The organism is Pseudomonas sp. TWRC1-2, from assembly GCF_049896685.1.
GTDB lineage: Bacteria > Pseudomonadota > Gammaproteobacteria > Pseudomonadales > Pseudomonadaceae > Aquipseudomonas.
Genome location: NZ_JAFCUU010000021.1, coordinates 1 through 12,922, shown reverse-complemented (window position 1 = coordinate 12,922; position 12,922 = coordinate 1). Strand labels below are relative to the sequence as shown.

At 61.9% G+C, this 12,922-nt stretch carries 10 protein-coding genes and 1 pseudogene; 3 read left to right on the top strand and 8 right to left on the bottom strand.

What is annotated here, in order from left to right; genetic code table 11:
• Nucleotides 1–312: 312 nt before the first annotated feature.
• From ACP7B3_RS29555 to ACP7B3_RS29540, 4 genes are read right to left on the bottom strand one after another with little or no spacing between them, the layout of a single operon-like run.
• Entirely contained in the window at nt 313–1,677 is a 1,365-nt protein-coding gene (locus ACP7B3_RS29555) for a heavy metal sensor histidine kinase (RefSeq protein WP_404486965.1), read from the bottom strand.
• Nucleotides 1,667–2,344, bottom strand: a complete 678-nt coding sequence (locus ACP7B3_RS29550; protein ID WP_053254480.1) for a heavy metal response regulator transcription factor — start codon at nt 2,342–2,344, stop codon at nt 1,667–1,669. Before ACP7B3_RS29550 ends, ACP7B3_RS29555 begins: the two co-directional genes overlap by 11 nt.
• A gap of 10 nt (nt 2,345–2,354) precedes the next feature.
• Complete coding sequence (locus tag ACP7B3_RS29545) at nt 2,355–5,450, bottom strand: multidrug efflux RND transporter permease subunit (protein WP_145166230.1); 3,096 nt, start codon at nt 5,448–5,450, stop codon at nt 2,355–2,357.
• Nucleotides 5,447–6,613 carry an efflux RND transporter periplasmic adaptor subunit gene (locus ACP7B3_RS29540; protein WP_426182943.1) on the bottom strand — a complete coding sequence of 389 codons (1,167 nt, stop codon included), beginning with the start codon at nt 6,611–6,613 and terminating at the stop codon, nt 5,447–5,449. The genes ACP7B3_RS29545 and ACP7B3_RS29540 overlap by 4 nt, the downstream gene beginning before the upstream one ends.
• 219 nt (nt 6,614–6,832) lie before the next feature.
• Between ACP7B3_RS29540 and ACP7B3_RS29535 the strand changes: the two genes are divergently transcribed.
• The 3 genes from ACP7B3_RS29535 (at nt 6,833) to ACP7B3_RS29525 (ending at nt 9,715) form a co-directional block, all read left to right on the top strand.
• A complete protein-coding gene (locus tag ACP7B3_RS29535) occupies nt 6,833–7,066 on the top strand; it encodes a hypothetical protein (protein ID WP_242194632.1) in 234 nt (77 codons plus the stop codon).
• Between the two features lie 164 nt (nt 7,067–7,230).
• Entirely contained in the window at nt 7,231–8,022 is a 792-nt protein-coding gene (locus tag ACP7B3_RS29530) for a transporter substrate-binding domain-containing protein (RefSeq protein ID WP_426182939.1), read from the top strand.
• A gap of 529 nt (nt 8,023–8,551) precedes the next feature.
• Nucleotides 8,552–9,715 carry a transporter substrate-binding domain-containing protein gene (locus ACP7B3_RS29525; protein ID WP_369303478.1) on the top strand — a complete coding sequence of 388 codons (1,164 nt, stop codon included), beginning with the start codon at nt 8,552–8,554 and terminating at the stop codon, nt 9,713–9,715.
• Between the two features lie 90 nt (nt 9,716–9,805).
• Here ACP7B3_RS29525 and ACP7B3_RS29520 read toward each other — a convergent pair.
• The 4 genes and pseudogenes from ACP7B3_RS29520 to ACP7B3_RS29505 all read right to left on the bottom strand — a co-directional run.
• Nucleotides 9,806–9,901, bottom strand: a pseudogene (locus tag ACP7B3_RS29520) (YkgJ family cysteine cluster protein); the annotation flags it as partial.
• Between the two features lie 46 nt (nt 9,902–9,947).
• The gene (locus ACP7B3_RS29515) at nt 9,948–10,430 is read right to left on the bottom strand and encodes a GNAT family N-acetyltransferase (protein WP_426182935.1); all 483 of its coding nucleotides are present in this window, start codon (nt 10,428–10,430) and stop codon (nt 9,948–9,950) included.
• 3 nt (nt 10,431–10,433) lie between these two features.
• Nucleotides 10,434–11,336 (bottom strand): chemotaxis protein CheV, encoded by a 903-nt coding sequence (locus ACP7B3_RS29510; protein WP_145166225.1) that lies wholly within the window; start codon nt 11,334–11,336, stop codon nt 10,434–10,436.
• A 131-nt stretch (nt 11,337–11,467) separates the two neighbouring features.
• Nucleotides 11,468–12,442: a 2-hydroxyacid dehydrogenase gene (locus ACP7B3_RS29505; RefSeq protein WP_426182931.1), complete on the bottom strand. Its 975-nt coding sequence runs from the start codon at nt 12,440–12,442 to the stop codon at nt 11,468–11,470.
• Nucleotides 12,443–12,922: the final 480 nt, after the last annotated feature.

Genomic DNA, 12,922 nt, shown 5'->3' with positions numbered 1-12,922 from the left:
GGCCGCCGTGCTGTAGATCTTGATCTTGATCTTAGGCGCCCCGTTAAACCACGCTGGCCTCACGCAGGTTTTGGAGCGTGGGTAAACCGGCAGGACGCCGGTTTAGCCGTGTTGGGCCAAGGATGGCCCATCGCGGCGGCCCACGCTCCAAAGCCTGCGTGAGGGCACACCGAAGCGTGAGCGAGGTGCCGAGTGGTGGGGCAAGAGCCTTTTGGTTACTTTTGGGCTCTTTTCAAAAGTGACCCGCCGTAAGGGCGGAACCCCAAAGCAGCCATCACCCAAATAACGGATATACCCCCAGCAAACCACCCCCTACACCGGCAAGGTTATGCCAAACGTATTCCCTCCACCCTCACTGCGCACAAACACATCCCCGCCGTGCATCAAAGCGATCGCCTTTACAATCGCCAACCCCAGGCCATGATTCGCCCCGCTGTTGCTGCGCGACGCATCCACCCGATAAAACCGCTCGAACAGCCGTGGCAAATGCTCACTGGCAATCGCATCCCCAGGGTTGGTCACCCCAATCGCCACCTGATGCTCCTGCACCTCAATATCCACCTCAATAACCTGCCCCGCCGCGGTGTGCTGCACGGCATTACTGAGCAGATTAATCAACGCGCGGCGCAAGTGAGCTTTCTCGATCTGCACCAACGCATCGCCACGCACCCGCACTTGAACCTGGGCGTCTTCGAGGATGAAATCCAGGTAGTCGAGCGTGGTCGCCACTTCATCCGCCAGGGAGCTTTCGATCAGCTTGGTGGCCTTGCTGCCCTGGTCCGCACTGGCGAGAAACAGCATGTCATTGATGATCGAACGCAGCCGCTCCAACTCTTCAAGATTGGATTGCAGCACCTCGAAATAATGCTCGGCCGAACGCCCGCGCGTCAGCGCCACCTGCGTCTGGCCGATCAGGTTGGTCAGCGGCGAGCGCAGCTCATGGGCCACATCGGCATTAAACGACTCCAGGCGCGAATAAGCCTGTTCCACCCGATCCAGCGTGGAGTTGAATGAATTGACGAACTGGCTCAGCTCCGGCGGCAACGGCGACAGTTGCAAGCGCCCCGAGAGCTTGGGCGGCGCAAGCTTCTGCGCTTCATCCGAGAGTTTGCCCAACGGCTTGAGGCCGATGCGCGACACCCAGAACCCCAACAGCGCCGCCAGCACCACGCCGACAAACGCCAGGCCAATCAACGCCACCAGCAACTGGTGCTGAGTCGCGCGGAAGTTTTCAGTGTCGATGGCGATCATAAAGCGCAGCGGCGGGCGCTGTTCTTTCGCCGCGAACTGGCTCACCAACACCTTGAACGGGTACTCGCGCCCCGGCAGGCGCAAGTCGCGCTTACCGGTCGGCCCTGCGGCGAACGCGCGGATCTGCGCATCCGGGTTGCCGTACTCGTAGTTCGGATCGCTGCTCACCACCCAGAAGCGGATGCGCTTGTCTTCCTCGCCGAGCAATTTCAGTTTGGCGGTGATTTTCGCCCAATGGTCCGGCGTGCCAAAGCGGTTCACCGAGGACTCGAGCACGCTGTAGCGCGCATCCAGCTCGGCGCCCGGCAACAACCCAAGGCCGCGGTCCACTTGCTGGTACAGCGCGCCGCCGATCAACACGAAGATCAGCAGCGCCACCAGCGTGAACATGCCGCTCAGGCGCAGGGCGATGGAGTTAGCCGACACTGCGGTTCTCCAGCACATACCCCATGCCGCGAATGGTGTGCAGCAGTTTGTGCTCGAACGGCCCGTCGAGCTTGGCGCGCAGGCGCTTGATCGCCACTTCGACGACGTTGGCATCGCTGTCGAAATTGATGTCCCAGACCATCTCGGCAATCGCCGTTTTCGAGAGGATTTCACCCTGGCGCCGCGCCAACACGCTGAGCAGCGAGAACTCCTTGGCGGTCAAGTCCAGGCGCAGGCCGTTGCGGCTGGCCTTGCGGCTGATCAAATCGATCCACAAGTCAGCGACGGTGACCTGCACCGGCTCATGCCCGCCGCTGCGGCGGGTTAGCGCTTGCAGGCGCGCCACCAGTTCGAGGAACGAAAACGGTTTGCCCAAATAGTCGTCGGCGCCTTCACGCAAGCCGCGAATGCGGTCTTCCACGCGCTCGCGGGCGGTGAGCATGATCACCGGCGTTTGCTTGCGCGCCCGCAGTGCGCGCAACACGCCGAAGCCGTCGAGGCCGGGCAGCATCACGTCGAGCACGATCACCGCGTAATCGTTTTCCAGCGCCAGGTGCAAGCCCTCGACACCTTCACGCGCCACATCGACGGTGTAGCCTTGTTCCGTCAGGCCGCGGTGCAAGTAGTCCGCGGTTTTTTCTTCATCTTCAATAATCAGGACGCGCATGACCCCGCCTTCAGTGTGTGGTCGCCAGCGCCAGCGCTGGTTTGGGCCTGTGGAAAAACTTCTCAAGGTACAAGTATATGACCGGCGTGGTGAACAGCGTCAGCGCCTGGCTCACCAGCAAGCCGCCGACCACCGCAATCCCCAGCGGCTGGCGCAACTCCGCGCCCGGGCCGGAGCCGAGCATCAGCGGTACCGCGCCGAGCAGGGCGGCGAGGGTGGTCATGATGATCGGCCGGAACCGCGTGACGCAGGCTTCATAAATCGCCTCCTCGGGCGGCAGCCCGCGCACGCGCTGGGCGTCCAGGGCAAAGTCGATCATCAGGATGCCGTTTTTCTTGACGATGCCGATCAACAACACCAGACCGATCAGGGCCATGATCGAAAAGTCCTGGCCCAGCAGCCACAGCATGATCAGCGCGCCCAAGCCTGCTGAAGGCAAGGTCGAGATGATCGTCAGCGGGTGCACGAAACTCTCGTACAACACACCCAGAATAATGTAGACCGCCACCAGCGCCGCAAGGATCAGCCAGGGCTGGCTGGCCAGCGAACTCTGGAACGCCTGGGCCGCGCCCTGGAATGTGCCGATCATGGTGGACGGCATGCCGATTTCGTTCTTGGCCTGGTTAAGCATGATCACCGCATCGCCCAACGCCACGCCAGGCGCAAGGTTGAACGACAGGTTGGCGGCCGGGAACATGCCGTCATGGCTGATCGACAAGGGCCCCACGGTGGGCGGGTCGACCTTGGCCAGCGCCGACAGTGGCACCATCTCGTTGGTCAGCGGCGAGCGCAGGTAGAAGTAGTTCAGGCTCTCGGCCTTGCCGCGTTGCTGGGTGTCGAGTTCCAGCACCACCTGGTACTGGTTGATTTCGGTCTGGAACTCGTTGATCTGGCGCTGACCGAAGGCGTCATACAGCGCCTGGTCGACATCGGTGGCGGTCAGGCCGAAGCGCGCGGCGGCCTGGCGGTCGATGCTGATGTGGGTGATGCTGCCGCCCAGTTGCAGGTCGTTGGACAGGTCGCGAAAGGCCGGGTTGGCGCGCAGCTTTTCAGTCAGGCGCTGGGTCCAGGTGTTCAGCGTCGGGCCGTCGTTGCTCTTGAGCACGTATTGGTACTGGGCGCGGCTCGGGCCGGAGCTTAAGTTGATGTCCTGACCGGCGCGCAGGTACAGCACGATGCCCGGCACCTTGGCCAGTTTGGGGCGGATGCGGTCGATGAACTGGCTGGCGGACACATCGCGATCACCGCGGTCTTTCAAGGCGATCCAGAAGCGGCCGTTGGCGATGGTCTGGTTGCTGCCGGTCACGCCCACCGAGTGGGAAAACGCTTCCACCGCCGGGTCGGCCTTGACGATCTCGGCCAGGGCTTTGTGCTTGGCGACCATGTCCGGGTACGACACGTCGGCCGCGGCCTCGCTGGTGCCGAGCACGAAGCCGGTGTCCTGCACCGGGAAGAAACCCTTGGGGATAAAGATGTAGCCGACCACGGCCAGGGCCAGGGTCACCATGAAGATCGCCGCCATCGTGCGTTGATGGTCCAGCGCGCGACGCAGGTTGCGCGCGTAGCCGGCCAGCAGGCGTTCGCTGAAACCGGGCTTGTCGTGGGCGTGATGGGCGGGTGCGCGCATGAACAGCGCGGCCAGCGTCGGCGCCAGCGTCAGTGACACCACCACCGAAATCAGGATGGTCGAGGTGGCCGTCAGTGCAAACTCCTTGAACAGCCGTCCGATCACGCCGCCCATGAACAGCAGCGGAATAAACGCCGCCACCAGCGAGAAGCTGATGGACACCACCGTAAAGCCAATCTCGCCGGAACCCTTGATCGCCGCTTCGCGTTTATCGAGGCCCGCCTCCAGGTGGCGGTGAATGTTCTCCACCACCACGATGGCGTCGTCCACCACAAAGCCCACGGCGATTACGATCGCCACCAGCGTGAGGTTGTTCAGGCTGAAACCCAGTACATACATCAGCGCAAAACTGGCGATCAGCGACACGCCGAGCACGCTGGACACAATCATCGTCGCCGACAATTGACGCAGGAACAGCGCCATCACCGCCACCACCAGCAAGATGGCAATCAGCAACGTCACTTCCACTTCATGCAACGAGGCGCGAATCGTCTTGGTGCGGTCGGTCAACACGCTGACCTGCACCGAGGCCGGCAACATGCCTTCCAGGCGCGGCAGCTCGGCTTGAATGCGGTCCACGGTTTCGACAATGTTGGCGCCGGGCTGGCGCGAAATCACCAGGTTCACGCCGGGCGTGTCGCCCGACCAGGCCTGTACGTAGGCGTTTTCCGAGCCGTTGATGACTTTGGCGATATCACGCAGTTGAACCGGTGCGCCGTTCTTGTAGGAAACAATCAACTGGCCGTATTCATCCGGGTGAAACAGCTGGTCGTTGGTCGACAGGGTCGACACGCTGTTCTCCCCGTAAATCGCGCCCTTGGCCAGGTTCAAGCTCGATTGCTGAATGGCCAGACGCACATCGGCGAGGGTCAGGCCAATCGCCGCGAGTTTATCGGGCGAAGCCTGTACGCGAATCGCCGGGCGCTGCTGGCCGGTGATGTTGATCTGGCCGACGCCGTCGATCTGGCTGATCTGACGGGCCAGCAAGGTCTCTACGTAATCGCTGAGTTCGGTGCTGGGCATGCTGTCGGAACTGACGCTGAGGATCAGCACCGGGCTGTCCGCCGGGTTGACCTTCTTCCAGGTCGGCAGGCTTGGCATATCGCTGGGCAGCTTGCCGGAGGCGGTGTTGATCGCCGCTTGCACTTCCTGCGCAGCGGTATCGATGCTTTTGTTCAGGGTGAATTGCAGCGTCAGCAGGCTGGAGCCCAAGGCGCTGCTGGAGGTCATTTGCGTCATGCCGGGGATGGCACTGAATTGCACCTCCAGCGGGGTGGCCACCGACGACGCCATGGTGTCCGGGCTGGCGCCGGGCAACTGCGCGGTGACCTGGATCGTCGGAAATTCCGCTTCTGGCAGTGGGGCGACGGCCAAGCGCGGGAAGGCAATCAACCCCAGCAGCACCAAGGCGAAGGTCAGCAGCAGGGTGGCGACCGGGTGGTCGACGCACCAGGCCGACGGCGAACGGCTGCCGCTCATGGCTGCACCTTGGCGTCTACCGTCTGGATGGCTTGTGGCGGCTCCTTGAGCACCTCGACCTGGGCGCCGGCCTTGAGCCGCGACTGGCCGTCGCTGACCAATACATCCCCGGCTTGCACGCCCTTGATGATGTTCACGTCGCTGTCCTGATAGGCGACTTGCACCGGCACAATCTCGACCTTGTCACCGTTGACCCGGTACACGAAATGCGCATCCAGGCCGCGCTGCACCACGGTCGGCGGTACCACCAGGGCGTTCTTGTCGAGGGCGGTCTGGATCTTGATGGTCACCAGTTGCCCCGGCCACAGGCGCTGCGAAGCATTCTTGAACTCGGCCTTGGCGCGCAGCGTGCCGGTGGTGGAGCTGATCTGGTTGTCGATCAGGCTCAGGTGGCCTTCACCGAGCAAGTCGCCGGTCTGCCCGTCGGTGTCGGCGCCCATGTAGGCATCGACGCTGGCTTGAGTCGGCGATGCGATCAGGCCTTGCAGGGTCGGCAGCATTTGTTGCGGCAGTGAGAACTCCACCGCAATCGGGTCGATTTGCGTCACGGAGAACAAGCCCTGGGTATCGCTCATGCGCAGGAAGTTGCCTTCATCCACCGTGCGAATGCCGACGCGACCTGTCACCGGAGAGCGAATCTGGGTGTAGGAAAGCTGTACCTGAGCGGAGTCGATGGCAGCCTGGTTGCCTTGCGCCGTGGCTTTGAGCTGGTTGACCAAGGCTTGTTGCTGGTCGTAGGTCTGTTTTGACACGCCGTCGTCGATGCTCAATTCCTTGTAGCGCTTGAGGTTGACCAGCGCGACTTGCAGTTGCGCCTGGCTTTCCCCCAGTTGCGCCTTGGCCTGGTCGAGGCTCGCGCGGATCGAGCGGTCATCGATGGTGGCGAGCAGGTCGCCGGTTTTGACCAGTTGGCCTTCCTTGACCAGCAACTTGGTGAGGATGCCGTCGATTTGCGGGCGGATCACCACGCTGTGCAACGAAAGCACCGAGCCGATGCCGCTGACAAAACGGGGAATGTCCTGTTGCACGACGCTCACCACCCGCACCGGGATTGCGCTCGGCGCCGCCAGTTTGGTCTTGGCGGGCCGGGTCACGGCCCAGGCTGCAATCGCCACTACCACGAGGACACCCACGGTCAGGGCGGTTTTTCGTTGAATGTGCATGGGGTGAGGCGCCGGGGCAAAGGGGTGGGAAAATTAAGATGCTTTCTTTATAGCCCGCCGACCCGGTCAGCACGGTGACTGCTAACTGACAGCGCTGTCAGTAAAGGCAGACCATTCGTACAGGCGGTGGTTAAAGATCCGGGGCGCGCAGGTATACTGCGCGCCAGCGCGGCCCGCAAGCCGGCCGCCGCCTCATTTTCTGCATGCCCCGGAGCTTCCATGACTTCCCCGACACAATCCCCTGTTGAAGCGACCGATCTCGTCGATCCGGCCAGCGCTGAAAGCGTTGAAAAAGCCGAGATCCCGGCGTTCAAGTTTCCGTTCAAGCCGGGTGAACTGGCCGGGGCCAAGAATGCGGCCCAGCCTTGGTACAAAAATGGCGCCAAAAACGGCCATACCAAGTCGCCAGGTATGGCACCGCCGGGCACTCGTCGTTCGATGGGTAAACGCTGAGAGTAATCGGTCACGTATTTGTCGGCATTGCCTTACATCGCTCGCTGACGTTTCTGATTGCAGGTGCACGACCGTTTCTTGAAAGCTTGCACAGCATTTGCTTCGCCCAGGTGGATGGCGCCGGGGCGTGGTGAGGCTGGACTTTCCGGAAAAGGACGCACCTTGTGGTTTCGATACGTGTCTGTGTTGCGCCTGCCTTATCCCTGCTGGTCGCTGTTTTCTGCACACCTGCAACAGCTGACGAACCACGGCGCGAGATCCGTTTCGCGGTCGCCGCGCAATTCCCGCCGTTCCAAAGCCGCAACCAGCACGACCAACTGGTGGGGCTCAATATCGACCTGGGAAACGCGTTGTGCCAGCAACTCGGTGTGCGTTGTACCTGGGTTGATCAGGTGCTGATGGAGAGTTTTCCTGCGCTTGAGGGCCGACGGTTCGACGCGATCATGGGCATGGCGCCCACCTCCAGGCGGCGCCAATGGGTGAACTTCACGGATACGCTGTACCCGTTCACCACCCGGCTGGTAGGACGCAAGACCTCCGGCCTGATGCCGACGCTGCAGTCGCTCAGGGGCAAGCGGGTCGGCGTGCTGCTGGGGAGCAGCCGCGAAGCCTTTGCTCGAATCAAGTGGGCGCCAGCGGGCGTCATCATCAAGAGTTTCTGGCTCAATGACGAATTGACGCGCAGCCTGGTGGCCGGCCATATCGATGCGACGCTGCAAGGCACGGTGGAAATCCGCACGGCACTGCTCGACACCGCGCAGGGGCAGGATTTCGACTTCCTGGGTCCCGTTGTGTCGGCCGAACTGCTGGGTGACGGCGCGGCCATCGCGGTGCGCAAACCGGACACCGCCTTGCGCCAGGACCTCAACCGTGCGCTTGAACAACTGCGCCAGAGCGGTGAATACCAGCGCATCGTGCAGCCCTACAATCTGAGCGAGCCGCCTTCCGACCAGTGATGGCTAATTAATTGCGCGGAACATGAGCGGGATCAGTGTTCGCCCCATGGGCGCGCTTAGCGTCGACGACCTGCCGACTCCTCCAATAATTACGAGCGCGCTTATGCCACGCCGGTGACCCGGGAAGGGGCGACGGTGGAGTATCAGTCACTGCGCACCAAGCCGGACCCGCGCGCGATTGATCGCTGACACAGCGCACCCAGCAATCGACCAATGAAATCCAGCGCATGATCAACACCCTGCAAGGCGCAGCCCGCGATGCGGTGCAAGCCATGGCACACAGCAGAGCCAGTGCAGCTCAGGCGACGTGGCGGCGCTGGCGCAAGATTTACGTCTGCTTGCGCAGGCGTTCTGGGGCCAACGGCGCTGACGTCAAAAAGCGTCTAGGCTGAATTTGGGAATTCTCCTATGAAACAAACAGGCGTGTCGTAGTTAAAGACCAGTCAGTGCTTGTTAGAACGTCGGGTGCGTTCGGGCCGTGAGTGATAGAGCACGGACGTCTCACACCACTTTTGAACAGGACAGGTCTATGACTACGGCAAAAAGAATATTGGCGCTGGCGCTGATAATGTTGGCCGGGAGCGGATGCGCGGTGGCTCCCCCTCCCGTAAACCCGTGGAGCGAAATTCGCTTCGGGGTCGAGGCGGATGTACCGCCGTTTGAATATCGCAATGAGCAAGGCGAACTCGTCGGATTGGATATCGAGCTGGGCAACGCCTTGTGTGCTGAACTCAACGCGCGCTGCGTGTGGGTCGATCAGCCTTATGCAACCAACCTTGCGGCGCTCCAGGCCGGGCGTTTTGACGCCATCATGCCGATGACCGCGACGCCGCCACGGCGCGAAACAGTCGACTTCACCCATCCGCTCTATGCCCTTGAAAGCCGATTGGTCGCGCCCACAGGTTCCAGCCTTTTGCCAACCCCCGGTTCGCTCAGAGGCAAACGCGTGGGCGTACTGACGGGCACCAGTCGAGCCGCTTTTGCGCTGGCACGGTGGGCGCCTCAAGGCGTGCAGGTACGTCAATTCAACCTCAATGCCGAGCTGATCAAGGCCTTGAAGGCCGGTGAGTTGGACGCGACCTTGCAAGACACGGTTGAAATCACCCAGGCGTTGCTGAACACCCCTCAAGGCAAAGGGTTTGCCTTCGCGGGGCCGGTGATCAATGACGAGTTGTTGGGCAGCGGCCCGGCCATAGCGGTGCGCAAAACCGACCCGCAATTGACTGCGGCGCTGAACACGGCGCTGCAGCGCTTGAAGGACAGTGGCAAATACGCGGCCATTACCCAGCCTTATCTGGCACCGGCTCCGGCTGAATCCGCAGCGGCCCGGATGATTTACACACCGGCGCAAGGTGGTTTTCCTTACTCGGAGGTGGTGCAGGTTGGGCACACTCTGTATCTCGCCGGCGTGTTGGGCCTGGATGAAAAGGGCAAGCTGGTGCGCGGAGGCATTCGCGCAGAAACCGCCCAGGCCCTGGAAAACTTGCGTGGCACGCTCAAGACAAAAGGCTTGGCGATGGACAGGGTAGCCAAATGCACGGTGATTCTTGCCGATGTCAAAGATTTCGCGGCAATGAACGAGGTGTACGCCAGTTATTTCCCCGCAGGCCGGCTTCCTGCCCGAACCACCTTTGCGGCAGGCAAGCTGCTGTTGAATGCGCGGATCGAAATCGAGTGTATCGCCAGTCTGTAAGCCCTCGCAGGCTGCGGGCCCAAGACGCCCGCAAGGAAATAAACGCGTAGTTGGCCGGCACCTGGGTGGCGATCCTGGCGCCGGCATCCAGTAGATGTTGCAGCGGTTGTCTTCGTCAAGGTTCCGGCAGCGCCCGGCGTCGTAGGCGGCAAAGGTGATCGCCACAAACGCCTCGGTATTGCCTTTATGCACTGTTCTGGCTCTTGCGAAGCAAGTCATGCGCCAGTGCCTGTCAGTCCTCGGGTACCCGGTCGCGCAGCACAAAAACCATGCCCGCGCTTTCATACAGTTGTCGGGCGCGCAGGTTGCTTTCGCGCACCTTGAGGTCGACGTAGGGTTCGCCACGTTGCTTGAACACCTGAAAGCTGTGCAGCAATAACGCGCGGCCCAGCCCCTGACCTTGGGCGCAGGGATGCACGGAGAGGTTCTTGATAAACGCGCTGGTCCAGCACTGGGCTACACCGAGGATGCTCTCGGCGTTGCTGGCGACCAGGCACAGCGTCGGGTCGAACTCGGCATCGGTGACGAACTGCTGGCGCCATTGCTCCAGGTAGGCGACACGGCCGCCGCCCTGGTCCTGGGTCATGCGCAGCACCGCATGAATCGCCGGGGCCAGTTCATCACGGTAATGGCTCAGCCGAGTATCGGCCGGCCACTGCGGGGCGGGCAGGCTGCCGGTCAGGTCGCGGCGCAACAGGTGGAAGTATTGCGTCACCGGTTACAAGCCCTTTTGCGCCACGGTCTGGGCGGCAACCACCAGGCACTTGGTCAGTTCGGGCGAAGAGAACTTGGTCAGCACCGCGTCGGCACCGGCCAGGCGGGCCTTTTCGCTGTTCATCGCGCTGTCCAAAGAAGTGTGCAGCAGCACGTAAAGCTCCTGGAAATCCGGGGTTTCGCGCAGCGTACGGGTGAGGGCGTAACCGTCCATTTCGGACATTTCGATGTCCGAAACCACCACGTTGATCTGCTCGGCCGTGCCTTGCAGTTCCAGCAGCACGTCGATGGCCTCCTTGGCGCTGCGTGCGGTGTGGCAGGTCAACCCGAGATTGCGCAGGGTGTGCACCGATTGCTGCAGGGCGACCTGGCTGTCGTCCACCACCAGAATCCGCGCATTGCCGAGTACTTCGGCCTCTTCCATGGTCAGGTCGGTGGGCGCCGCTTCAACCGGTGCCGGGGCGATGCCGTGGATGACCTTTTCGATATCCAGCACCTGCACCAGCCCGCCTTCGACCTGGGTAACCCCGGTGATAAACGAGCGGTTGCCACCGGAGCCATACGGCGGCGGACGAATGTCGGTGGTCAGGCAATGCACGATCTTGCTCACTGCCTGCACATGCAAGCCCTGCTTGGAACGGCTGACGTCAGTGACGATCAGGCAGCCGCCGTTCGGGTCTTGCAGGGGCATTTCGCCCAGCGCGCGGCTCAGGTCGATCACCGACAGCGACGCACCGCGCAGCGTGGCGATGCCTTTGACGTGAGGGTGAGACTCCGGCAGCTTGGTCAGCGGCGGGCAAGGGATGATTTCGCTGACTTTCAGCAGGTTGATCGCCATCAGCTTGCCGCTGCGCAAGGTAAAGAGCAGAAGCGAGAGTGAATCTGCGCGGGCTTTGGTGGTGGACATAAAAACCTTCTGTGGATCAGGAATGACGATCTATAGAGGGTTATCGACTCGGGCGCGCCAGGCTTTAACCGGATTTATGCAGGGCTGGCGTGTGTGGGAGCGAGCAAGCCCGCTCCCACAGGGGGGATGTGTCAGCCCTTCCAGACCTGTGGGTTCACCAGGTCCTGCGGGCGCTGGCCCAGCAAGGCGCTGCGCAGGTTGTCCAGGGCGCGTTTGGCCATGGCTTCGCGGGTTTCGTGGGTGGCCGAGCCGATGTGCGGCAGGGTTACGGCGTTGCTCAGTTGGAACAGCGGCGACTCGGCCAGCGGCTCCTGCTCATACACATCCAGGCCGGCACCCCGAATCTTCTGGGTTTGCAGGGCGTCGATCAGCGCCGGCTCGTCCACCACCGGGCCACGGGAAATATTGATCAGGATCGCGCTGGATTTCATCAGGCCCAACTCGCGGGTGCTGATCAGGTGGCGGGTCTTGTCGCTCAATGGCACCACCAGGCAGACGAAGTCCGACTCGGCCAGCAATTGGTCGAGGCTGCGGAACTGGGCGCCCAATTCCTGTTCCAGCGCGGTCTTGCGGCTGTTGCCGCTGTACAGGATCGGCATATTGAAGCCCAGGCGTCCACGCCGGGCCACGGCGGCGCCGATGTTGCCCATGCCGACGATGCCGAGGGTTTTGCCGTGTACATCGCAACCGAACAGTGGCGCGCCGACGCTGGCTTTCCACTGGCCGGCCTTGGTCCAGGCGTCCAGTTCGGCCACGCGGCGTGCGCTGCTCATCAGCAGGGCGAAGGCCAGGTCGGCGGTGCTTTCGGTGAGTACGTCGGGGGTGTTGGTGAGCATGATTCCGCGCTCGTTGAAATAGGGCACGTCGTAGTTGTCGTAGCCTACTGACACGCTGGAGACCACCTCCAGTTTGCTTGCGCCTTCGAGCTGTGCGCGGCCGAGCTTGCGGCCTACGCCGATCAAACCGTGGGCGTGGGGCAGGGCCTCGTTGAATTGAGCGTTGATGTCGCCCAGCTTGGGATTGGGGACGATGACCTCGAAATCCTGTTGCAGGCGTTCGATCATTTCCGGGGTGACACGGCTGAAGGCGAGGACGGTCTTTTTCATTGCAGGCGGGCTCATCGACTACGGAAGAATGCCAAGCACGCTAACATTCTTGGGGGGGATTGGGGGGAGCTTTTTGGTGTTGTTTGGTGGGTGAGTGAGTACATATCCGTTGCTGCGGTAACGGCGGCTTAGGGTTCCGCTCTTACAGCGGGTCACTTTTGGCAAACGCCCGGAATGCCGGCCCAGCCAAAAGTAACCAAAAGGTCTTTGCCCCACCACTCGGTGCCTCGCCTAGGCTCGGCATTCCCTCACTTCGGCCAGCGTGGTTGACGGGGCCTGTCAGATCACAAGCAAGATCAAAAGCAGAGCACGTCGGCCTGGTAGCCGACCTGAGTGGTTGAAGCAAAAGCAGATCAAAAGCACAGCAACACACTTCTATCTGATGCACAGAGATCCAAATGTGGGAGCGGGCTTGCTCGCGAATACGGTGGTTCAGTCAGCTCATGTGTCACTGGCACACCGCCTTCGCGAGCAAGCCCG